The 24498-nt window shown below is 29.8% G+C and carries 21 protein-coding genes and 8 tRNA genes; all 29 read right to left on the bottom strand.

Features of this window, described 5'->3' with window-relative positions:
* Positions 1-11: 11 nt before the first annotated feature.
* Positions 12-653 carry a 3-oxoacid CoA-transferase subunit B gene (locus ACNI3D_RS14220; protein WP_419767465.1) on the bottom strand — a complete coding sequence of 214 codons (642 nt, stop codon included), beginning with the start codon at positions 651-653 and terminating at the stop codon, positions 12-14.
* Between the two features lies 1 nt (position 654).
* Positions 655-1302 carry a CoA transferase subunit A gene (locus ACNI3D_RS14215; RefSeq protein ID WP_419767464.1) on the bottom strand — a complete coding sequence of 216 codons (648 nt, stop codon included), beginning with the start codon at positions 1300-1302 and terminating at the stop codon, positions 655-657.
* Positions 1303-1361: 59 nt separating this feature from the next.
* Positions 1362-2861, bottom strand: coding sequence for a CoA-acylating methylmalonate-semialdehyde dehydrogenase (locus tag ACNI3D_RS14210; protein ID WP_419767463.1), 1500 nt, complete (start codon positions 2859-2861; stop codon positions 1362-1364).
* Between the two features lie 21 nt (positions 2862-2882).
* Positions 2883-4274, bottom strand: a complete 1392-nt coding sequence (locus tag ACNI3D_RS14205; RefSeq protein WP_419767462.1) for a TRAP transporter large permease — start codon at positions 4272-4274, stop codon at positions 2883-2885.
* The gene (locus ACNI3D_RS14200; protein WP_129099660.1) at positions 4264-4869 is read right to left on the bottom strand and encodes a TRAP transporter small permease subunit; all 606 of its coding nucleotides are present in this window, start codon (positions 4867-4869) and stop codon (positions 4264-4266) included. The genes ACNI3D_RS14205 and ACNI3D_RS14200 overlap by 11 nt, the downstream gene beginning before the upstream one ends.
* 20 nt (positions 4870-4889) lie before the next feature.
* Positions 4890-5942: a TRAP transporter substrate-binding protein gene (locus ACNI3D_RS14195; RefSeq protein ID WP_419767461.1), complete on the bottom strand. Its 1053-nt coding sequence runs from the start codon at positions 5940-5942 to the stop codon at positions 4890-4892.
* Positions 5943-5989: 47 nt separating this feature from the next.
* A complete protein-coding gene (gene mmsB / locus ACNI3D_RS14190) occupies positions 5990-6877 on the bottom strand; it encodes a 3-hydroxyisobutyrate dehydrogenase (RefSeq protein WP_419767460.1) in 888 nt (295 codons plus the stop codon).
* 109 nt (positions 6878-6986) lie between these two features.
* Positions 6987-8132, bottom strand: coding sequence for an NAD(P)/FAD-dependent oxidoreductase (locus tag ACNI3D_RS14185; protein ID WP_419767459.1), 1146 nt, complete (start codon positions 8130-8132; stop codon positions 6987-6989).
* Between the two features lie 116 nt (positions 8133-8248).
* Entirely contained in the window at positions 8249-8608 is a 360-nt protein-coding gene (locus ACNI3D_RS14180; protein ID WP_419767458.1) for a S24 family peptidase, read from the bottom strand.
* A complete protein-coding gene (locus tag ACNI3D_RS14175) occupies positions 8605-9117 on the bottom strand; it encodes a hypothetical protein (protein WP_419767457.1) in 513 nt (170 codons plus the stop codon). The genes ACNI3D_RS14180 and ACNI3D_RS14175 overlap by 4 nt, the downstream gene beginning before the upstream one ends.
* Positions 9118-9208: 91 nt before the next feature.
* Positions 9209-9297: transfer RNA gene (locus ACNI3D_RS14170), tRNA-Ser, on the bottom strand.
* Positions 9298-9327: 30 nt separating this feature from the next.
* Positions 9328-9404: transfer RNA gene (locus tag ACNI3D_RS14165), tRNA-Thr, on the bottom strand.
* Between the two features lie 12 nt (positions 9405-9416).
* A tRNA-Met gene (locus ACNI3D_RS14160) sits at positions 9417-9493 on the bottom strand.
* Between the two features lie 17 nt (positions 9494-9510).
* Positions 9511-9587, bottom strand: a tRNA-Met gene (locus tag ACNI3D_RS14155).
* Between the two features lie 14 nt (positions 9588-9601).
* Positions 9602-9677, bottom strand: a tRNA-Lys gene (locus tag ACNI3D_RS14150).
* Positions 9678-9690: 13 nt separating this feature from the next.
* Positions 9691-9767 (bottom strand) — tRNA-Gly (locus ACNI3D_RS14145).
* 7 nt (positions 9768-9774) lie between these two features.
* Positions 9775-9861, bottom strand: a tRNA-Leu gene (locus ACNI3D_RS14140).
* Positions 9862-9877: 16 nt separating this feature from the next.
* Positions 9878-9952 (bottom strand) — tRNA-Gln (locus tag ACNI3D_RS14135).
* Positions 9953-10047: 95 nt separating this feature from the next.
* Positions 10048-12063, bottom strand: coding sequence for a dynamin family protein (locus ACNI3D_RS14130; protein ID WP_419767456.1), 2016 nt, complete (start codon positions 12061-12063; stop codon positions 10048-10050).
* Positions 12060-14396: a dynamin family protein gene (locus ACNI3D_RS14125; RefSeq protein WP_419767455.1), complete on the bottom strand. Its 2337-nt coding sequence runs from the start codon at positions 14394-14396 to the stop codon at positions 12060-12062. Before ACNI3D_RS14125 ends, ACNI3D_RS14130 begins: the two co-directional genes overlap by 4 nt.
* 153 nt (positions 14397-14549) lie before the next feature.
* Positions 14550-15281: a fumarate reductase iron-sulfur subunit gene (locus ACNI3D_RS14120; RefSeq protein WP_013136461.1), complete on the bottom strand. Its 732-nt coding sequence runs from the start codon at positions 15279-15281 to the stop codon at positions 14550-14552.
* Complete coding sequence (locus ACNI3D_RS14115) at positions 15281-17266, bottom strand: fumarate reductase flavoprotein subunit (protein WP_419767454.1); 1986 nt, start codon at positions 17264-17266, stop codon at positions 15281-15283. Before ACNI3D_RS14115 ends, ACNI3D_RS14120 begins: the two co-directional genes overlap by 1 nt.
* Positions 17266-18057 (bottom strand): fumarate reductase cytochrome b subunit, encoded by a 792-nt coding sequence (locus ACNI3D_RS14110; protein WP_129099670.1) that lies wholly within the window; start codon positions 18055-18057, stop codon positions 17266-17268. The genes ACNI3D_RS14115 and ACNI3D_RS14110 overlap by 1 nt, the downstream gene beginning before the upstream one ends.
* 237 nt (positions 18058-18294) lie before the next feature.
* Positions 18295-19797 (bottom strand): NADH-quinone oxidoreductase subunit N, encoded by a 1503-nt coding sequence (locus ACNI3D_RS14105; RefSeq protein WP_129099671.1) that lies wholly within the window; start codon positions 19795-19797, stop codon positions 18295-18297.
* Complete coding sequence (locus ACNI3D_RS14100; protein WP_129099672.1) at positions 19797-21278, bottom strand: complex I subunit 4 family protein; 1482 nt, start codon at positions 21276-21278, stop codon at positions 19797-19799. Before ACNI3D_RS14100 ends, ACNI3D_RS14105 begins: the two co-directional genes overlap by 1 nt.
* Position 21279: 1 nt before the next feature.
* The gene (nuoL, locus tag ACNI3D_RS14095) at positions 21280-23169 is read right to left on the bottom strand and encodes an NADH-quinone oxidoreductase subunit L (RefSeq protein ID WP_419767453.1); all 1890 of its coding nucleotides are present in this window, start codon (positions 23167-23169) and stop codon (positions 21280-21282) included.
* Positions 23169-23480, bottom strand: a complete 312-nt coding sequence (nuoK, locus tag ACNI3D_RS14090) for an NADH-quinone oxidoreductase subunit NuoK (protein ID WP_013136455.1) — start codon at positions 23478-23480, stop codon at positions 23169-23171. Before nuoK ends, nuoL begins: the two co-directional genes overlap by 1 nt.
* A complete protein-coding gene (locus ACNI3D_RS14085; protein WP_419767452.1) occupies positions 23477-23992 on the bottom strand; it encodes an NADH-quinone oxidoreductase subunit J family protein in 516 nt (171 codons plus the stop codon). The genes nuoK and ACNI3D_RS14085 overlap by 4 nt, the downstream gene beginning before the upstream one ends.
* Positions 23985-24497, bottom strand: a complete 513-nt coding sequence (locus tag ACNI3D_RS14080; RefSeq protein ID WP_419767451.1) for a NuoI/complex I 23 kDa subunit family protein — start codon at positions 24495-24497, stop codon at positions 23985-23987. The genes ACNI3D_RS14085 and ACNI3D_RS14080 overlap by 8 nt, the downstream gene beginning before the upstream one ends.
* Between the last annotated feature and the right edge of the window lies 1 nt (position 24498).

The following is a 24498-nucleotide window of genomic DNA, read 5'->3' as shown; positions in this document are numbered from 1 at the left end:
ACCTTTAAATTTTATTTTATTAGATTTGATGCAATTTTGTATGATGCTGGAGTTACTTCTTTAATATCATTTAATGTAACACCTTGCATTAATTCTATTAATACTAATTCATTATTAATAAATTCAAAAACACCCATTTCAGTAATAATCATATCAACTACACCTTTTCCTGTTAAAGGTAAAGTACATTGTTTCAATATTTTTGGATTTCCTTTTGCAGTATGAAGCATAGAAATAATAACTTTTTTTGAACCATTAACTAAGTCCATCGCTCCACCCATTCCCGGTAAAAGTTTCCCTGGTATTTTCCAGTTAGCTAAATTACCTTCTTCATCAACTTCCAAAGCTCCTAAAACTGTAATATCTATATGCCCACCTCTAATTATTTCAAAAGAAGTAACAGAATCGAAAAAAATTCCACCATCTCTTAAAATCACATTAGAGCCTCCTGCATCTACAACATTTTTATCTATATTATTTTCATTTGCTCTGTCCCAAATACCTGCAAATCCATTTTCAGAATGTAGATTTATATGTATATCTTTTGGAATAAAATTAACAGCTTGTGTTGGAAGTCCTATTCCTAAATTAATAAAATCTCCATTATTAAATTCTTGTGCAACTCTTTTTGCAATAATTTCTTTAGCTTCCATATTATGCCTTTATGATGTGATTTACATAAACAAATGGAGTATGAATGAAATTTGGATCAAGGATTCCAGTTTCAACAATTTCTTCTACTTCAACAATAGTGATTTTAGCAGCTCCAGCCATAGGAACATTAAAATTTCTAGTTGAACCTTTATAGATAAGATTGCCAGCCCTGTCAGCTTTATGTGCAGATATAAATGCAATATCTATGTGAATTGGTTTTTCTAAAATATAATCTTTCCCATCAATATGTATAACCTCTTTTCCCATTTGTACTTCAGTATTTAAACCTGTTTGAGTCAAAGCTCCACCAAGACCAGCTGCTGTACATCTTATTCTTTCTGCTAGTGTCCCTTGGGGTATTAATTCAACTTCTAAAAAGCTTTCATTTACTTGTTTTTGTGTTTCTTTGTTTGTACCAATATGAGATGCTAATAATTTTGTTATTCTTTTATCATCAATTAATTTTCCAATGCCAAAATTATCTCTTGCTGTATCTGTTGCAACTAAAGTTAAATTTTTTACATTTGTTTTTAGAATTTCATCTATAATGTTATGGGCATTTCCACACCCCATAAAACCACCAATAGCAATTGTCATTCCATCATATAAAAAATCTTTTATCTTATCAATTGTTATTTCTTTTTCCATAAGATTTTCCTCTTTATAAAAAGGCTTATTAAATACTTAATAAGCCTTTTTGTTAATTATTATTTTGAATGATCAGCTTTGAAATCAAATGCAACATCTTCATTCTCTTCATCTTCAAACCATTTTTCAGTAACAGTTTTTGTTTCTGTATAAAAAGTTATTGCTTGTTTTCCGTAAGCGTGTAAATCACCATAGAAAGAACCTCTCCATCCTGTAAAAGAGAAAAATGGTAAAGGCACAGGAATTGGTAAGTTAACACCTACTTGTCCTACTTGAACTTCTCTTCTAAATTTTGTTGCACTTGCTCCACTTGAAGTGAAGATTGATGTTCCATTTCCAAACATATTATTATTTATAATATCTAGTGCTTCATTTAAATTTTTTGGTTCTAATATAGATAGTACAGGTCCAAAAATCTCTTTAGTATAAATTGACATATCTGTTGTTACTCCTGTAAAAACAGTTGGTCCAACCCAGTTCCCTTCATCATATCCATCAACTTTTGCATTTCTTCCATCAAGTACTAGAGATGCTCCATCTTTAACACCTTCTTCTATGATACTTTCGATTCTATTTAGGGCAGTTTTTGTGATAATTGGTCCATAATTGGCACTTTTATCATTCCATGCTCCAGGTTTTACTTCTTTTATTTTTTGAATTAATTCAGGAATCCACTCTTTTGATTTTCCTACAAATAAAGCAACTGAAATTCCCATACATCTTTGTCCTGCTGCACCCATAGAAGATCCTACTAAGGCATTTAATACATTTTCTTTATTTGCATCAGGCATAATAACCATATGATTTTTTGCTCCTACAAAAGCTTGTGCTCTTTTTAGGTTTGCAGTTGCTCTTGAATAAATGTATGCACCAACTTCTGGTGAACCAACAAAAGAGTATGCTCTAACTTTTGGATTATCTAATAAGTAATCAACTTGATCTTTTTGTCCATGAACAACTTGTAATAAATCTTTAGGTGCTCCAGCTTTAATGAATAGTTCTGCAAGTTTCATAGTTGTATTTGGAACCATTTCTGATGGTTTTAAAATAAATGCATTACCACTAACTATTGCCATTGGAAACATCCATAGAGGAATCATTGCTGGAAAATTAAATGGTGTAACTCCTGCACAAACACCTAATGGTTGTTTGTAAGAGTATGTATTCATTTTATTTGAAACATGTTCAACAGTTTCTCCCATCATAAGTGTTGGTGCACTACAAGCGAACTCAACAACTTCATATCCTCTTACGATATCTCCTTTTGCATCATCAAAAGTTTTCCCTTGTTCAATACTTAATATTTCAGCTATTTCATCAATATTTTCTTTTATCAAAGTTTGGTAGTTAAACATTAATCTTGTTCTTGTCATTATTGGAGTATCTTTCCATGACAAATAAGCTTTATGAGCTTTTTCAACTGCATCATCTATCTCATTTTTTGTACATAATGGTACTTGTACCTGTACTTCTTGTGTTAATGGAGAAACTTTATCAAAATATTGAGTTGTTTCACTTTCTATAAATTTATTACTTACTATAATTTCTAATTTTTTCATTTAATTTCCTTATAATTTAATTTAATATGCGATTGAAGGTAACCAAGTTACTACTTCTGGGAAGAAAAATACTATCGCTAACCCAATAAGTTGTAAGATTATAAAAGGAATTACACCTTTATATATATCTAATAACTGAATTTCTGGTGGACATACACCTTTTAAATAAAATAATGCAAACCCAACTGGTGGTGTTAAAAATGAGGTTTGCAAGGTCATTGCTACAAGTAGCACAAACCAAACTAAGGTTGCATTATCAATTCCAAAACCATTAATTTCAATGGCAAGATGAGAGATAATTGGTGCAACTAAAGGTAAAATAATTAGTGTAATTTCAATCCAATCTAAAACAAAACCTAAAAGAAACACTAATCCTAAAATAAATAAAATAACAATAACAGGGTTATCAGAAATTGAGTGTAGGGCAGATATTATTACTTCATCTCCACCTAATTCTCTTAATACTAATGAAAAGCATGTAGCCCCTACAAAAATAGCAAATATATATCCTGATGTATTCATAGTTGACATACATATTTTTTTAACTTTACTTAATGTTAAATGTCCATTTATTGCCATCAAAATTAAGGCTCCAAGTGCACCAATCCCAGAAGCTTCTGTTGTTGTTGCTAATCCAAAAAATATTGAACCTAATACTGATAATATTAAAATAACTGGAGGAATAATATTTTTAAATAAATCCCAATATAAAACAATATCTGAGCCTTCATGTGGTTCTTCATTATCTTGAATTAAAGGCATTTTTTTAGGTTTAATAAATCCTAATATTACTAAATACGAAATATATAATAAACCTAAAATCAATCCTGGAAATACTGCTCCCATAAAAAGATTTCCAACTGAAATACTTAATTGGTCTGCCATAATAATAAGCATAATACTTGGTGGTATTAAAATTCCAAGGGTTCCTGAACTTGCTATAACACCCAATGCTGTTTGCTTGTCATATCCTTGCTTTAACATAATTGGTAAACTCATTACAGCTAAAAGAACAACTGATGCTCCAATTATTCCTGTTGATGCAGCAAGTAGTACTCCTAAAAGTACAACAGTGATTGCTAATCCACCTCTCATTTTCCCAAAAAACATTTGTAAAGATTTTAAAAGTTTTTCTGCAATTCCTGATTCATCTAAAGCTAAGCCCATAAAAATAAATAAAGGCAATGCTACTAAAACCCAATTATGCATTATTTGAAATATTCTATTTGATACAAGTCCAATCGTACTAAAATCTAATCCTGTTATTGTCCCAAAATACATATCTGAAATATATCCCACTACTACAAATAATATTCCCACTCCACCTAGAACCCAAGCAACTGGAATTCCTGTGATAAGTAGTAAAATAAATGATACAAACATTGAAATAACTAAATAATCATTAATTTCCATTTTTTCTGCCTTTTAATAAATAGCTCGTATGTCTAATAACTCTTGAAATACTTGCAATTAATAATAAACTAAAGCTAATTGGCATAACACTTTTAACAATCCATCTATAAGGTAATCCTGTAGGTGAACTTGATCTTTCGTTTATTCTTAGTGCTTCTTCTGTCAGATCCACACCATATTTAATAACAATTAATATAAATGGAATCATTAATATTAAAACACCAAATATTTCAATTTTTCTTTGTAGTCTTGGATTAAACTTCACTCTTAAAATATCAACTCTAACATGTGAGTGATTAACCATTGCATAAGATAATCCAAACATTATAATGGTGGCATATAGATGCCACTGTAACTCTTCTAGTTGCACTAAATTTATAGAAAATAAATATCTTAAAAGTACTTGTATAACTATTATTGCAATTAAAAGAATAGACAGCCATGAAATGGCTGTCCCAACTTTAAATACAAAAGCATTTAAAATTTTACAAATTTTAGGAAACTCTTCATCTTTTGAAGTTACTTCACTATCCCTTGTATGTGTAATATCATCATAAATTTTTAATGGTTCAACTATGTGGTCTGTTATTTTCATAGTATTCCTTTTTAAATTTTTTAGTTTCTAGGTAAAAATGCTAAGTCATTCCAGTATTTATAATTAGCTCTAAATTCTGATAAATCTTTCCATACGGCATCAAATTCTGGATCTTTTCTAAGGTCTACTAATGCTTCTTTCCAAGCACCTCTAAGCGCTTCTAATGTTTCTGGCGATAATTTTTTTACAAGTACACCTCTTTCTTTTATATTTTTCTTAATAACAGCACCTTGTATAGCTTCACTTTCTGCTAATGAATCAGTTATATTTGCTTCACAAGTAGTTGATACTGCACTTTGTTGTTGTGCACTCATACCATTCCATGTGTCTTTATTAATTAATAATTCAAAAAATGTAGCTTGTTGATGCCAACCTGGGAAATAATTATATTTAGCAATTTTAGAAAATCCTAATTTTTGGTCAACTGCAGGCATTGAAAATTCAGTTGCATCAATTACACCTTTTTCTAATCCCGAAAATAGTTCACCACCTGGAAGTAATGATACAGATGTTCCTAATTTAGTTAAAACATCTCCCCCTAAACCTGCAAATCTCATTTTTAGACCTTTAAAGTCTTCTGGGCCATTAATTTCTTTTGTAAACCAACCAGCAGTTTCTGGAGAAGATATTGAACAAGGTAATACATGTACATTATATTTTGCAGTATCATACATTTTTTGATACAGCTTTAATCCATTTCCTTTATACATCCAAGCAATAAATTCTGGAGCTTCTGGACCAAATGGTACAGCTGAGAAAATTGCTGCCGAAGGAATTTTACCCTTCCAATAACCAGCATATGCCCAACCTGCATTTACTTTACCATCAGATACAGCATCTAAGATTTCAAATGGAGCAATAAGTTTATTTGGTTCATAAATCTTTACTTTTATTGTTGAAGAAATTGATTCTACTGTTTTCTTAAAAGAGACTAACGGTGTTCCTAAACCAACTAAATTAGTTGTATATGCTGTTGGAACTTTAAGTAAAACTTTTTTATCTTCAGCCAAACCAGAAGTGGCACCAATGCTTAAAGTGATAACAGATGCCATCGCTAAATTCGTAATTTTCATAGTAGTCCTTTGTTTTTTATAATTTAATTTTTATATTAATATCTTTCTTACTTTGTAGAAAAATAATCATAAATAGATGAAAAATCTTTGTGTCCATTACCCATATTTGAGTATTGTGCATATAAACATCTAGACAGAGATCCTAAGGGTGTAGCTGATTTACTTTCAGAACTAGCTTGCATAGCTAAATTCATATCTTTTAACATTAAATCCAATGCAAATCCCCCTTCATAGTTATTACTTGATGGAACATTTTCTAATATATTAGGTGATGGATTGTAAACTTCCAAGGTCCAATTTCTTCCGCTACTATTTAACATAATTTCAGATAAAATTTTTGGATCTAAGCCATTTGCAATTCCAAGTTGTAAAGTTTCTGATGTTCCCACCATCAAAATTCCTAATAACATGTTATTACAAGCTTTTGCCATTTGACCAGCACCAGATTCTCCTGCATGAAATATATTTTTACCCATACACGATAATAAACTTTTAATTACTTCAAAGTTTTGTTTAGTTCCCCCAACCATAAAACTTAAAGTTCCAGCTTTCGCTCCACCTACACCACCTGATACAGGTGCATCAAGGATATTAATATTTCTTTTATTTGCTTCTTGTGATAATTTTTTTGTTGTAGCTACATCAATAGTGCTACAATCAATTACAATGCAATCTTTTGAAACTTTTTCTAATAGATTAGTTTCGCCTAAATATAACCCCTCTACATGTTTACCAGCTGGTAACATACTAATAACAAACTCTGCATCTTCAACACATTCCCCTGCAGTTTTTGCAATAGTTGCACCAAGTTTTTCTGTTCTTTTTAATGGTTCAGCAGCTAAATCAAATACTTTCAATTTATGTCCAGATTTGATTAAATTTATAGCCATAGGTTCACCCATATTCCCTAAACCAATAAAAGCTATTTTTGACATTTATACTCCTTTAATTTATAAGTTACATTTGTTATAAAAATACCAGTTCTCTTTTTCCAAAATGATTATAATTGTAAAAAATGACAAAATTATGTCATTACTTTATATTTTATGAAAGTGCATTTCTATGAAGTTTTGTAACAAAATGTTTTAACATATGGATGAAGAATCCTTTTGCAAAGTACTTATTAAATAGTAATCCAATGGCATAATTACCACCTAGAGAGATAAGTGTACCTTTTAGTTTTGGCTTGAAAGTATCCATGATATTGTATTGAGAATTATTAATTTCTTTTTGAATATATGAAGCAACATAATGACCTGCACTGATGGCTAATTGTGCAGTAGGGGCAAAATATTTATTATTATAAGTAACTTCCGCAACATCTCCAATTACAAATATATTATCTTCACCTTTTAGATGTAAGTAGTCATCCGTAATATATTGATTAAGTTTATTTACTTCGTAATCTTTTTGTGAATCAATTGTTATTCCTTTTATTCCACCTGTAAATATGAAATAGTCATATTTTATTTGTGTATCATTTGCTAAATATATATTTTTTTCATCTACATCTTTTATAAAAGATCCTAAATATATTTGTATACCTAGTTCTTTTAGTCTTTTTTGGCATTCTGAAACTAATCTTTCATTCATATTTGGTAGGACCATATTCATCCCATCAACAATAGAGATATTTATTTTAGAAATATTCTTATTTTTAAATACTGTTGACATTTCTGCTGCAATCTCAACACCTGAAAGTCCAGCTCCACCAATAACAATATTATATTCCTCTATATCAGAAGAACTCATATTCATTTTTTCTAGGATATCTAGATACATTTTATTTACTTGAGTTGCCCTTTGGAGAGTTTTTATTCCTGTAGAATATTTTTGTATATTTGGAACTTGAATTGGGAAATTAGTGAGAGAACCTGTAGCTATAATTAAATAATCATAGTTAAAAGTATTTTTATCTTTTGTAGTGATAGTATTAGAATTTGCATCAAAGGAGAGAATTTCTTTTTTGTAAAATGTGATATTTGAATTTAACTTTTGTACAAAATTATTTATACTTATTGTTATTTCTGAAGTATCATATTTTGTAGCAACAAAGCCATAAGCTTCCACTTGCATGTAATGATAGTCATTTTTATCAAAGAGTAAAATCTCAATATTTTTATTCTTTGAAAGTTCTTTTGCCGCATATAAACCCGCGTAACTTGCCCCAATAATAATTACTTTTTTCATAATTGTACCTTTTATATTTAATTGAAAAAATAGTACAAATAAATAATGGCATATTTATGGCATAGTATTATTGATTAGTGATTTTGAAAGAAATTGTGTAGTTTTTTTTATGAAGGTTAAAATGTGGTAAAAGTGAGTATTACTTTGGCTACTAAATGAATATCTTCTTCTTTGTAAACTAAATGAGAGAAATCAGGATTGATAGAGATAAAAATTTTATTTAATAAATCATATTTTTTAACCCACATTTTATTTTCATAATAAATTAAATAAATACTTGAATCTTCAAGTTTTTTATTTGATAAGTCTGCAATTATTACTGCCTTGTGATTTATAACAGGCTCCATTGATTTACCATCAACTAAAATGGCAAAGAGTGACTTCTCTTTATATGGACTTTTTATAAGGTGTTTAGAAAATTGTATTTTTTTTATTTTATTACCATCAAAAATATCTGTATATTCTAAATTAATCATTTATTTTCCACCTTTTCTTTTTTTATGTATTGATGCACATATATTATAAGAACAAAAAATAAAGCAGAGGTAAAACCTAAAACAAGTAAAAGAAATGTTTCTGATGGTTCAGTTTGAAGTAGTATTAGTTTTCGAACCAAAACAACAAAGGCTATTTCTAAAAATGTAATTGCATAATCAAAACTATGTTTGATAAAAAAAGATTTTACGATTGCTAAAATAATCAAGATAAATAAACCATCTGTTAAAATATTTTTTATTGAGTCAAAGTCTAATACTCCTTGATTAATAGTCATAGCAATAACTTTATGGGATAAACTCATAAGACAAACGGCAAGATACATAATCATAACTATTATAAAAGCATATCTAAGGATATTGATTATTTTTAATAATACAAAGTCAATTTTTTGATCTAAAAAACGGTCAAAATTTGTAATATTTGAAAAAAATCTTTCAAATAAATTTTTATCTTTTTTAGTGACAATATTTTCTATTTCTTCGCTCATTTGAGAAGTCCCTGCTATTTTTGCGAAGTATATTCCAAATATGATTATTTTTTGTTTAAAAGAAGATAAGTTTTAAAAAGTAATTAAATAGTGGCAGAGAGCAAGGGATTCGAACCCTCGGAGGCGTGAACCTCGCCGGTTTTCAAAACCGGTCCATTCGACCAACTCTGGCAACTCTCTATGTTTGTTATTAGTGTGTAATTTATAAAATGGAGCTGGTGAAGGGAGTTGAACCCCCGACCTGCTGATTACAAATCAGCTGCTCTAGCCAACTGAGCTACACCAGCGTGTGTTAGAAATGGTGTCAAGAGGGAGACTTGAACTCCCGACCTCCGGCTTATGAGACCAGCGCTCTAGCCAGCTGAGCTACCTTGACACTATGGCTAAATTTTTTGGTTGCGGAAGCAGGATTTGAACCTACGACCTTCGGGTTATGAGCCCGACGAGCTACCGGGCTGCTCTATTCCGCGGTATAAAATTGTAATGGTGACCCGTAATGGATTCGAACCATTGGCCCCCTCATTAAAAGTGAGATGCTCTACCAACTGAGCTAACGGGTCATTACATATAAAGTGGAGCGGGAGACGAGACTCGAACTCGCGACAATCTGCTTGGAAGGCAGAAGCTCTAGCCAACTGAGCTACTCCCGCTCTTTTATGGTGCGAATGATCGGAATCGAACCGATACTCCGAAACCGGAATGGGATTTTAAGTCCCACGCGTCTACCTATTCCGCCACACTCGCACATAAAAAAACAATTTGGATGGGGTAGCAGGATTCGAACCTGCGAATATCGGCACCAAAAGCCGAGGCCTTACCACTTGGCGATACCCCAATCAAAATGGACTGAAATAATATTAAAAAAATGCAATATTGTCAATAGTATTTAGCTTAAATCTATCTAAATTTGGAAATTTAAGATAAAACTTATTAAATTTCATCTTTTATCTTTTTCAAATCCTCGATTTTATCTATATATTCACCTTTTCTTGATTCAACAAAGTTTATTCTCTCTTCATTTATTTCTAGATATTGTTCTTTTGAATATTTTATAATTTTAAATAAATAGTTTCTTTTTGAAGTTAAAAAGTCTTCAATTTTTTCAAATCCAAAATTTGCTTTTAATTTTGTTAGTATCTCATCTTCTCTTGGATGATATACTGTAAATTTTGTTGGTTCTTTTTCATATAATATTATTGATTCAGCTATTTGTTGTTCAAAGTGAGCAATAGTAGCTTGTGTCGTTTGAATATAGCTATATGATAAGGCACCATTAAAATATGCAAACTTTTTTCTAAGTGCTGAAATATTTTCTAATATTGCTCTATGGTATGAAATTAGTACATTTTCATAAACTTTTGCTGCAAAGTGTCTTGTTGTTGAAAACTCTACATCTGAAGCAACATCTCTATTTTTTTTAATTAATTCATACGGTTCTTGCCATCTGTGAACATTACTTTTTATTGTTCGATAAACATCTCTAAATGATTCATCTGCACTTAGTTCTATTTGTTTTAAATCTTTAATTGATTTTTTAAACATTTTGTCAATTGTTTGGTCGTCATAAAATAGGTTTTTATATACATTATCACTGTCTATCCAATATGTATTGTATTCTATTTTTGCATAGTTTTCTTTATTTAAAAAGCCTGTTTTATTTTCGTATCTATTTGCTTTTACTGTTTTGATATTTTTAAATGTTTCATGTGCCATTTTTTCCATAATAGCTTCTAATGAGTTGTAAATGGCAAATAGCTCTTTAGAGTATTTTTTATGAATATTGTCTAAGGCATTTAACACATCATTTTCTGATGATTTCAGAATTTCTACTAGATTATCATATACTCCTAGAATATTTTGATATTCACTTACTAAAATATCGCAAATCCCCATAAGGTCTCTTTTAATCGCAAATTCTTTTGATTCTAGTGCTTGTGGTCTTATTGTATTTTCTATGAAATCAATTACTTTTTGTATATTTGATTCTTCTTGAAGTTTTATATTATCTTTTGAGTCTTGAAGATTTATTTTTGATATTTTATTTTTGTATTCTGTAAATTTATTTTCAAAAAAGTTTAAAGATTCAACTTCGTTATTTTTTAAATCATTTTTAAATTCACTAATGAATTTTTCATATTCATCATTTATCAAAACATCTTTATCATGGGCTCTTGCTTGAAGTGCCATTTTAGCTGAGATTGGTGTAACTTGGGCAAAATATTTAGAGAATTTTTCTCTTACATATTTTGTTGTAGTTTCGATTTGTTCTTGGGTAAATTTGTCTTTTTGATTAAGTACACAAAGAGATTTATTTTTAAATTGTTCCATATACTCTTCTAGCACTTCTGCTTCAGATTTTTTACCTGCATTATCAATAAGTGTTAACCAAATAATACCACCAACATCTCTTAATACTTTTCTTGTAGTATCTGTATCACTTTGACTTTGAGAATTAAGTCCTGGTGTATCCACAAAAGAGATATCTTTTAATATGTCCATAGGCGCATAAAGTGTAAGATACTTGATCTCACTCATCTCACTCTTTCTTTGATCTGTAAAGTCAGCTATTGCTTCAATAGGGGCATATTCTTGAGCACCTGAGTAATAAGTTATTTTTAATTTATACTCTTCTCCATAATTTAAAAAGTTAACTTTTGAAGTAACAGGAGTAATTCCTGTTGGCAAAATATTTTTTGAAAGTAGGGCATTTAAAAATGTAGATTTACCTGAAGAAAATTGTCCAGTAATTGCAACTTCCATAGGGTATCTTGCTCGTCTTAATTGTTTATCTAATATAGATTTTAATTGAAAAGATGGGTGAAACTTTTCATCCATAAGCTTTACACTTACTTTTTTTATATCACCTACTAATCCAGTCTCAAATACCTCTTCTTTTTCAAAAAACTTATCGCTGTACTCTTTTACAAAACTATTTAAGATACTCATGCTTTAAGCTCCCTGCTAAATGTTTCAAGTTTTTTGATTTTTTTGTGAATCTCTATAGTTAACTCATCTTTTTGTGAGTCATTTTCTTCAAATGAAGAAATTCTATCTTGTAAAGCTTTTTCGTCTTTTATTAATTTTTTCTCAAAAACTTTAAGTGGTTCAGAAATTTGTGTAAAGAAATTATCAATTAAAATTTGTGAGACATTTTGGGCTTTTTCTTTTATGTTTTTTTCGATTGGTTCAAATTCTTCTTTTATAAACTCTTGTAAACTTCTATCTAATTCACCTAGTTTTGAATCTTTACTTTTTGAAACTTCATTTGTTATTTTATTTATTAATACTTCATTTGATGATGTCAAAAATCCTGTTTTAAAATCATTTTCAAAGAATCCTCTAGCATCAAAATTTTCATTTTTATGCCCAATAGTAAATCCCATTTCTTGATATTTTTGTTCAAATACTTCACCAATATTCTGAGACTTTTTAATAAATTTGTATCTATAGTCTCTAATGACATCTACAATTCCATCTTTTATAGCTGTTTCAACTATACTTTTGATTCTCTTTGATTCTGGTCTTTTTTTAGTCTTTTCAAAAGAGTATTTAACATCTGAAAAAACTCTTTTTCTAATAATCTCTTGTAAATCTAAAAGCTCATTTTCCAAAAATGTTTCTAAGGTAAGAATATAACTTTTGGCATCATTTTTATATACAACAATGTCTTCATTCATTGCTTCAAAAATTGATTCATTTGTAGATTTTTTCTTTGCAAAGTCCTTTAAATCTTCTTCTAATTCTTCTTTTGATTTACCTAATAAAATCAATTCATAATTAAAAGATTTTATCTCTTTTTCTATTGTTTTTCTAAGTTGAGTTTTAATACCTTTTATTATCAAATCAGTTTTTGAGGAGCTTTTACCAAATAGTGTTTCTTCAAGATAGTTTTCAATGTCTATAATACCTGTATCTTCTACTTTAAAGCCAGCATCTAATGCTTTCTTTTCTCTTCCTGTTCGATGGTACAATGCCATCATTCCAGAAATTGGTATAAATTTTATATTTCTAAGTATGTAATCTAGCTGGCTATCTTTATTTTGAGCTTTTAATTGAGCTTCAATGGAAGTTTTTGTGTAGTCTATTACTTCTTGTAATTGCTCTTTTTCAACAGTATCTGCTCTTGTTATTACAATTAAAAGTTTTGTTATATTTTGATAAAGTAGGGCATCTATTATAAACTCTACATCTTTTAGTGTTGCACTTTGGGATACATTCATTAAGTGAATCATTAAATCACATTGATTTAAATACTCTTTTGTTATCTCTTCCCTTTGAATTACGGGGTCATCTAATCCTGGAGTATCAACGATTTCTATTCCATCTTCCAAAAATCTTAAATCAGATTTTAGTTCAACATATTTTACTAAATTACATTTTTTACCGCTGGCTTCTGCTGATGTATAAGCTGCAAGATTATTAATATCAACTTTTTCGCTATATGAATCTTCTTGTATATAATTATTTATTTCATCACCAAATATTTTTTTAGTTTCATGTACAAACTCTTTGATTGACTCTAATTGTTTTCCTGATTGTTCAATTCTATTCCACTCTTCTTTATTCCAATAAAAAACATTTGCTTCTGGTGTACCATGCTTTACAATAGTCAAATTTGCTGTTTCTGGAACTACTGCACTACCTAGAATTTCTTTTCCCATTAGAGCATTTAGCATTGTAGATTTACCAGCATTCATAACACCTGTAATTCCTATTGAGAACTTCTGGTTTTCTAGATATTCTTTTGTATTTGCTAATTCTTCTTTATACTCTTGTGATTGAAAAATTTCTTCTAATTCTATTATTAGGTTTTCAAAATCAATTTTTATTTCTTTAAATGATTTTGATTCATCAATTTGAATATGGTCATCTTTTGAATCTTCATCACAAAGTCCTAGTTCTTTAGGATCAAAAAGAGATATTAGTTTATTAAAATTTGAAGAGTCTAAAATACGCTCTTTTTTTAGATACTCTAAACTCTCATGAAGTTTCTCAATTTGGCAATTCTTTGTATCATTTTCAATTGAATCTATTATGCAATATTGTAGTTGATTTAACTCATCTAAACTTTTTACTTTTTTGTTTGTAACATGGGTAATTAATTTTTTAAAACTATCTAATGATATATACTTTTCATAATCTTTTCTTGTAGGGGCTAGTACTAATGCTGCTACTTCAAAAAACTCATCTCTATTTTTGTAGTGCTCTGTTCCATATGTAATTTTCTGCTCACAAGTTTTACCATGATAAAGCAAAAAATAATCGTTAACTAATGACATTCAATCTCCATTAAAGGCTTTTTCTGTACACATGAGAAATAATTAAAAAATAAATTAATTTTAATACCCCTAAAATACAAAAAGTTAATTACCCATAGGATAATTAACTTTTTATACTTTTTAATTTATACAAGAGAAAACTCTCTTGTATAATTATCTTAATGCTACTAATCTTCTTCGTAAATATGCAATTTTATTTTGTAATGGTAAATGTTTTGGACAATGATCTTCACATGCCATTAATGACATACAACCAAAGATTCCATTATCATCACCAACTAATTCATAAAAATCTTCAGCAGTTCTATTGTCATGAGGATCAACTTCAAATCTTGCAATTCTGTTTAATCCAACAGGACCAACAAAATCAGGTCTCATTAACATTGTTCCGCAAGAAGCAACACAAATTCCACACTCAATACATCTATCTAATTCAAATGTTTGATCTGCAATATCTGGGTCAATTTTTTCTTCGATTTTTGTGATGTCTGGTTTATGATTTGTATGAATCCATGATTCAACTCTATTAGACATTGCATCCATCCATTTACCTGTATTAACTGATAAATCTTTAATTAGTTCGAATGCAGGCATTGGAAGTAAAGTAATAACTCCATCTGGATAATTAGCAATTAGTGTTCTACACGCAAGTGCAGGTTTTCCATTAACTACCATTCCACAAGATCCACAAATACCAGCTCTACAAACGAAGTCAAAAGATAAATCTGCATCATGCTCTTCTCTAATTTTCATTAGTGCAATAAAAAGAGTCATACCTGGTGTCTCTTCTAATTTATACTCTACATAATGAGGTTTAGAAATTTTACTTCTTGGATTAAATTTAAGTACTTTTATAGTAACTTCTCTACCTTTGTGGTCACTCATTATTTATCTCCTACTCTTTCATTTTTTTCTTTATAATTCATTGGTAATTCAAATGGCATAAGTGCATGTTGTAGCTCATGTCTATCTTTACCTTCTGCTTGCATTCTTTCAGTTATTTCATCAACTTGGGCTTGTCTTTTTGCAGATAAATCATTTTCAATAATCATCCCTTTAGCACCATAACCTCTAAATGCTGGAGGCATTTCCATCTTCATAATGTCTAATGGCTCATAAGTGATTTCTGGTTCGATTGCATTTTTATCTGGCCAAGAAGTTAATGTTCTATTTAACCAGTTCGCATCATCTCTTTTTAAATAATCTTCTCTATAATGTGCCCCTCTTGATTCAGTTCTATCTCTAGCACCTTTAGCAACACATAATGCAATTTTTAACATTTTTGGAACTCTATAAGCTTCTTCAAGTTCTGGATTTCCAACTCTTTCTTTTGATTTAACAGTAATTTGTTTAGTTTTAACTAATAATTCTTTTAATTCATTAACAGCTTCTTCTAAGTGAGGTCCATCTCTAAAGATACCTACTTTTTGATCCATTAGATTTTGCATTCTATTTTTGATTCTAAATATATCTTCATTTCCATTGTAAGATAAAATCTCATTTAAATATGCATCTTCTTCATCAAGGAATTTTTGAACTGTTTTAGTACCAATTGTTACATCATTTTCTAAACAGAAATCAGCAAAATAATTACCAATAATCATACCAGCAACAACTGTTTCAGAAACAGAATTTCCTCCAAGTCTATTGAATCCATGCATATCCCAACAAGCAGCTTCACCACAAGCAAATAGACCTTTTAATGTTTGTGATTCACCAGTTGGTTTTGTTCTAATTCCACCCATTGAGTAATGTTGCATAGGTAAAACTGGAGCCCAACCTTTTGGACCTTCATCAGCTGGATCAATACCATTAAAAATTTGACAAATTTCTTGCACATCTCTTAAGTTTTTCTCAATGTGTTCACGACCAAGAATAGAGATATCTAACCAAATATGATCACCATATGGAGAAGGTACACCTTTACCATTTCTAATATGTTCAATCATTCTTCTTGAAACAACATCTCTTGATGCAAGTTCTTTTTTCTCAGGCTCATAATCTGGCATAAATCTATGTCCATCAACGTCTCTTAAAATTCCACCATCACCTCTACACCCTTCAGTTAATAAAATACCTGATGGTACAATTGGAGTTGGGTGAAATTGAACAGCTTCCATATTTCCTAAAGTTGCAATTCCTGTTTCAAGTGCAATAGCAGCACCAATACCTTCACAAATAACTGCATTAGTTGTTTGTTTAAATACTCTTCCATATCCACCTGTTGCGATACATGTTCCTTTAGCAACATAAGCTTCTAATTCTCCAGAAATCAAATCTCTTACAATAGCACCATAACATCTTCCATCTTCATGTATAATTGATACAGCTTCTTTTCTATCTCTAATATCAACTTCATGTTTTAAAGCTTCATTTGCAACACCAAATAACATTGTATGTCCTGTTGCATCAGCTGTATAACATGTTCTCCATTTTTTAGTTCCACCAAAGTCTCTTGATGTAATTAATCCATGTCTATCAGCATCTTCAGTTATTGTTGTTTTTTTAGCATTGATAACTGCTTCTCTTGCACCTTCTCTAACTCTTGTCCAAGGCACACCCCAACCAGCTAATTCTCTAATAGCTTTTGGTGCAGTATTTACAAACATTCTTGCAACTTCTTGGTCACATCCCCAATCCGAACCTTTTACAGTATCTGCAAAGTGTAAATCTTCATTATCCCCATCACTCATTTTAGAGTTACCTAAAGATGCCTGCATACCACCTTGTGCAGCAGCACTATGTGATCTTTTAACTGGAACAAGTGATAAAACTACTGTATTTAAGCCTTTTTTTTGTGCAGCAACTGCAGCTCTTAAACCTGCTAAACCACCACCAATAACTAATGCATCACAATAATTAATTTTCATTATGCCACTCTCCCATTATTTATTTTATATTCCATTACTTGTGCTGTTGGAGTATATCTTTCCCCAACTTTTCCTGCAGCTGCGTGATCCATACCAATTTTCATATAAGCTGCTAATGTAGCGAAACCTAAAACTAAAAAGAACACTGTAAGAATTTTTTTATAAGCTTTTAATTTTTTTCTTGAAGCTTTTGGATCTTTACCGTCAAACCATCCCCATTTAACAGCAAGTCTATATAATCCAATAGTTCCATGGAATTCAACTGCTAATAGTAAAAGAATATATAAAGGCCACATCCAGTTAGACCAAACTCTATCTGCACTTGCATATGGTCCGATTGCATCTGCTTGAGTCATAATAATATATAAGTGAACTGAACCTAAAAAGAACATTGCAAAACCAGTAAATGCTTGAACAAACCACAATTTTGTATCTTCATGAGCCATGCTATTTGCATGTGCTTTCATCACTTGATATTGTTTGAAATTAGCTGGTAATTTTCTCATACCCATTGCAGCATGTGAAATAAATACTACAAATACAAAAAATGCAATTGCAGAAACAATTATAGGTTGCCCCTCATTGAAAATAAAACTAGCTTCAAAGAATTTTGTAACTGAATACATAAAATCTTTACTGACTAAAATTGTTGAGACAAATAGCATATGTCCCCACATAAATAGACCAAGGAATAATCCCGTCGCACTTTGCAAATAATCTAATTTTGCAGGAGTTCTACTTTTCTTCCCTTCAACTGTTTTGCCTAAATAACCTTCTATTAGGTCACTCATTATCAATCCTTTGTGTTTAATTTATGATGGAATATTTCAAACAAAAAATTCCTTTTAAAACATAGCATTATTATAGCGAAGATAATCTTGAATAGAATTTTAAAAATTCAATTAATTCTATCTTAAATTATCTTTAATAATTTTTGCCTTAAAAAAAAGGTCGATAAAATCGACCTTTAAAAAATTAGTACTAAAAAAATAATTTTTAATACTAATATACTAATTTATTAACAGTGTTTACTTTAGAAACAAAGATTCAATTGCTAATTTTGAAACCTCTATTATTGCATCAATATTTGGTGCAGGAATGAAAAATACTATAGCAGAACCTATACCACCCCATACAACTAAAGCAGCCAAAAACGCTACAATATATGTAGATATCCTTTTATCATTGAATCCTTCACTTGTACAAGCATCAGTTGCTGGATAAAAATACATCATTGCAATTAATCTAAAGTAGTAGTATACCGAAATGATAGTTGCAATAATTGCAACTATTGTTAAACTTGCATATCCTGAATTAATGGCTTCTGTAAAGATATAAAATTTTCCAATAAATCCAATTGTAGAAGGAATACCTGCTAAAGAAAATAAGAAAATAGTCATAGCAGCTGCTAAGAAAGGTCTTTCATGTGCTAACCCTTTAAAATCTTCGTATGTAACTCTAACTTTTGTCTCAGAAATAATATGAGAAATAAGTCCAAATGCACCAATTGCAGTTAATAAATAAGATATTAAATAGAACATAATTGCATAAGCATTGTCAATATTTTGTCCTAAAGATATAAATCCTAATAAGATATATCCTGTATGAACTATTGAAGATGCAGCAAGCATTCTTTTAATAATTTTTTGAGTAATTGCAATCCATGTACCATAAGCAAGTGTAAATATAATAAGTACATATAAAATAGGATCCCAAAAATTTTGAATAGTTGAGAATGTTTGTAAATATGCTCTTAAAAATAGTGAGAATATTGCTACTTTAAATGTAGATGCCATATATGCAGTTACTAGCATTGGAGCACCTCTATATACATCTAAAACCCAAGATTGGAATGGGAAAGCTGCAATTTTGAAAAGGAAAGTAAATAATAATAGTGTTATACCAATATAAATAAGATTTAAATCGCTTCCACTATGTGTTGTAATATAAGTTGAAATATCATTTAAGTTTGTACTTCCACTTACACCATAAATTAATACTGTTCCTAATAGGAAAAATGCACCAATAAATGAACCCAAAACTAAGTATTTAAACATAGCTTCAACTCTTTTAGCATCTTCACTTTGGAAACCAACTAATATGTATATTGCAAATGATGCAATTTCTAGTGAAATATAAGCAGTAATTAGCTCGTTTGAATTAGCAATTAACATCATTCCAAATAGAGCAAACATCAATACTGAAAAAAACTCACCTTTAAAATATGAATGTTCATAAAAGTAATGTTCACCAATTAGTACAATAAGTAATGTACCAAAAATCAATAATACACCAAAAAAGTTTGCATATGTATCAAAAACTAAAGCATTATTAAATAATTGATTATATGGTTTAACAGAAAAAAGATCACCAAATTCTGCAACAGAAAAACCTAAGGCAATTATCAAAAATATTGATGTAGTCGTAATAAAATGCTTAAGTGTAAACTTGTCATACATACTCATAAACATCAATACAAGAGCACCTACAAGTACGGTTAGAAGGGGTACTAGATATAAGAATTCAGTCATTATCTCATCACTCCAATTTTTAATATGTCATTTAAAAAGTGAGTTACAGTTGGCTCAAACTTATCAATGAATGGTTCTGGGTAAACACCCATTAGAAATACTAAGATTATCCATGGTGCTAAACCGATAATCTCTTTTATTTTAAGGTCTCTCATTTTTCTTGGTTCTCCAACTCTATCTTGTAAAATAGCTCTTTGGAACATCCATAACATATATGAAGCACCAATGATAACTGTAAGAGCTGAGATGTAACCTAATGTATGATTAAATTCATAAATTCCAAAAATGATTAATAATTCTGATACAAATCCATTTGTTCCAGGTAATCCAATATTTGCAAATAACATGATTGCAAATATGAAAGTAAATATTGGAGCAACTTTTGCAATTCCACCTAAGTCACTAATAGTTTTAAATTTAGATTCATCATGTAAAATACCAACAAGTAAAAATAAAGCACCTGTTGCAATTGCATGAGCAATGATTAAATATAATGCTCCATTAATACCGTAAGCATTTAATGAAAATATACCTGCTGCTATAAAACTTAAGTGAGATGCCGATGAATATGCAAACATTCTTTTAATGTCATTTTGCATTAGTGCTGCAATTCCAAAATAAACTAAACCAAATAATCCAATAAATACAAACCAAGTAGAGTATTCAATATAAATTTCTGGAAATATTGGAATCATGAATCTAACGATTGCATAAACCCCAAGTTTTGCCATGATTGAAGATAATAAGAAAACAGCACCAGTAGGAGCATTTTTATATGTATCCATAATCCAAGTATGTAATGGGAAAATTGGAATTTTAATACCAAAAGCAATAACAAATGTTAAAAATAAGTATACTTGCTCATGATAAGACAAGGTTGTAATTTTTGTAAAATCATTGTATTGGAAAGACCAAAAACCAAACTCGTTAAAAAATGTAACACCAAGGTAAATAATACCAATAAACATCAACAATGAACCAGCCATTGTATAAATAGTAACTTTAATAGTTGTAAATACTTTATCCCCAAAACCATCAATACCAATCATTAAGAATACTGGCAATAACATAACTTCCCAGAAGAAGTAGAATAAAATAACATCTAAAGATAATAATGCACCTGTAACACCTGTTTGTACAAGTAGCATATTAATCCAATAACCTTTTGTTCTACCTTCCCATAATAGTAAATATGAAGTAGGAATTAAAATAGCAATAAGCATTAAAATAGTTAAAGAAAAACCATCAACTCCGACATAATAATTTATACCGTAAGTTTGAATCCAAGGTGCATTTGTGACAAATTGCATTCCAGCATTTGGGTCAAAGTTGATATAGATTTTTAAAACTAATGCTAATACAACAGTAGTAGTTAAAAATGCTATATTTCTAACTGCTTCCACATTTGCTGTTGTAATCATCAAACCAAAGGCAACAATTGCTGGTAAAAATATAATAAATGATAAACTTTCTGCACTCATACTACAATCCTAACGAAATAAATAAATAAATGAAGATTGCACTCATGCCAACAAGCATGAATAGACCATAAAATCTTACATTTGCATTTTGAAGCCTACCAACTACTTTACCAAGGTTGATAAACTGGTTACAACTTCCCATGATGAAGTTATCAATGATTTTTTCATCTACTACTTTATCAATAAAAGTTGATAATTTTTTTGCACTTTGAACAAATACTGCGTTATATATTTCATCAACATAGAATTTATTAGCAACAAGTCCTTGTTCACTTTCAGGATTATATATATCAAAGTTTGCATATTTTTTATATGCTGCATATATTCCAGCAACTGCAAATAAAACAGATACTACCATTAAAATATATTCTGTACTGTGACTCATATGTAACTCTTTTGAATCAAGTTGTGCAAGCCATGTATCAACCATGTGATGACCACCTAAAACTTCTGGTAAGTTTAAGAAACCAGCAGATATGGCACCAATTGCTAACACTAACAATGGTAAGGTTATTGTTTTAGATGTATAAACATATTGGTTGGTATTGTTTTTATTTGGAGCAACAAAAAGAATAAAATATAATCTAAACATATAAAAGGCTGTCAAAAATGCTGTAAACATTCCAATTGCCCAAATTACATATTCTCCTTCATGAAATGCTGCACCTAAAATTGCATCTTTTGAAAAGAAACCAGAAAATGGAGGAATACCAGAAATTGCAATAACACCAACTAACATACAAAATCCAACGATTGGAGTACTTACTCTATGTTGTGCCATTTTGAAGATGTTCTGTTCATGATGTTGAGCCATAATCATCCCACCTGCTGCCATGAACAACATTGCTTTAAAAAATGCATGTGTAAATACATGAAATAAACCTGTTGAATAAAAACCTAAACCAACTCCTATAAACATATATCCAAGTTGTGACATAGTTGAGTATGCAAGTATCTTTTTAATATCTTGTTGCTTAGTTGCAATAATTGCTGCAAATAAAGCTGAAAAAGCCCCAATGTAAGCAATAAATGTACCAACACCTTCAATACCTTCATAAAGAAAATGAAATCTTGCAACCATATAAACACCAGCTGTTACCATTGTAGCAGCGTGAATAAGTGCTGAAATTGGTGTAGGTCCTGCCATCGCATCTGGAAGCCATGTATATAATGGAATCTGTGCTGATTTACCCATTGCCCCCACAAATAATAAGAAACCAGAAAGAATAAGTAGTTCAGTTGAGGCATTACCTAAGTTAGCTTCTATTGAAGTAAATGATAAATTTCCTTGTCCAATTGCAAAAAATAGAGTAATCACACCTAATATAAATCCAAAGTCTCCAACTCTATTTACAATAAATGCTTTGTTTGCTGCAAGAACATTCTCTTTATTACCATAATAGAATTTAATTAGTAAGTAAGAACAAACTCCAACACCTTCCCAACCAATGAATAAAATAATTGGATTGTCAGCAAGTACTAAAATTAACATTGATGCTAAGAAAAGGTTAAAATAAGCAAAAAATTTACCAAAGCCTTCATCTTTGTGCATATAACCAACTGCATAAATATGAATTAAAGATCCAACAAAAGTTACAAACATAGCCATAAAAATTGATAAATTATCACCTAAAAATTTCATTTCAATAGTTAATTTATCTACTTCTAACCATGTAAAGATAGTTTGGTGATATGTAGTGTTATTATTAACCATATCTATAAAGATTATTAAAGTAAAAATAAAACCAATAATTGGAGCTATAGTACCTATTAATGAAAATAATCTTTGTGGTAAAGCTCTTTTCTTTATATTATAAAAATAGAATCCACCATTTAATATAGCACCAAGTAATGGAGCTAATATTATCCATACTAATAGATTTGTATGCATTATTTCTCTCCTTGTTTAAGTGCTGTAAATAAATCAGTATCTAGTGATCTTTTTGTTCTAAATAAAAGTATTATTACTGATAAGAAAATCGCAGCTTCAGCAGCAGCTATTGCAATAACCATTACTGTAATTACTTGTGGGTCCATATTGAAATGGTATCTAGCAAAAGTAACTAAAAATAGATTTATTCCATTTAACATAAGTTCTATTGACATATATATTACAAAAATATTTCTTCTTGCAATAACTCCAATTGCACCAATTGAAAAAAGCATCATTGAAACAAATGCATATGATGTTAGTGATATCATGATTGTATTCCTCTAGTTTTTTTTCTTTTAGCCAATACAATAGCACCAACTAATGCAACTAAAAGTAGTATTGAAATCAACTCAAATGAGATTAACCAATTTTGATATAAAAGCATTCCAATCTCTTTTATTCCACCAAAATTTGTCTCAATAATACTCATGTCTTTTTTTGGTAGTGCGGATACAGCTGTTAATATTACAATATTCAACGGTAACATAACAATTGCACCTATAATAATATTTCTAGTTTTTTTAGGCTCTTTTGGTAAATCATGCTCATCAATATTTAAAAACATTAATATAAATAATAGAAGAGTCATAATTGCACCTGCATAAACTATTATTTGAACCATGAAAAGAAAAGTTGCACTCAACAATGCAAAAAGTCCAGAAACAGATAAAATAGATATTAATAATCCAAGTGCTGCATACATAGGTTGTTTATGTATTAACATGGTGATACCACCAGCTATTGCCATAAAACTTAAACCAATAAATAAAATATCAGTCATTTGATAAATCCTTTGCTCTTTCGTTATTCATTAAGTATTTTTTATCTACAAGAAATTCTTCTCTTGAACTTCCAGTAAAACTTAAAATACCTGTATCCATTCTAATTGCATCACACGGACAAGCTTCAACACAATATCCACAATATACGCACTCTAAAAGATCTATTTTAAACTCTTTTGGTCTCTTTTCAGCTTTACCATCAAATCTTTCTTCTGCATCAATAAATATACACTCAGCTGGACATGCAGTTGCACACATATAACATGCAACACATTTTTCAGATTCATCTTCCCACTTTGTAAGTCTATGAACACCTCTGTATCTATCATTTGTTGCTACATCTGTTGGTTGTTCTTCTGGATACTGAATAGTTTTTAAATTTGAAACATCTTTTAGATTCTTTGTAAAGTGTCCAAAAGTTGTTTTCATACCACCCATAATAGCTGGTATGAAAAGCTTATCTTTAAAAGTTTGACCTTGTCTTTTTATTATTTTAATACCCATA

The organism is Arcobacter siniprincipis (SeqCode), assembly GCF_048571125.1.
In the GTDB taxonomy this organism is placed as follows: domain Bacteria; phylum Campylobacterota; class Campylobacteria; order Campylobacterales; family Arcobacteraceae; genus Arcobacter; species Arcobacter siniprincipis.
The sequence above is the reverse complement of the archived record's forward strand: the minus strand, read 5'-3'. Positions and strand labels throughout refer to the sequence as shown.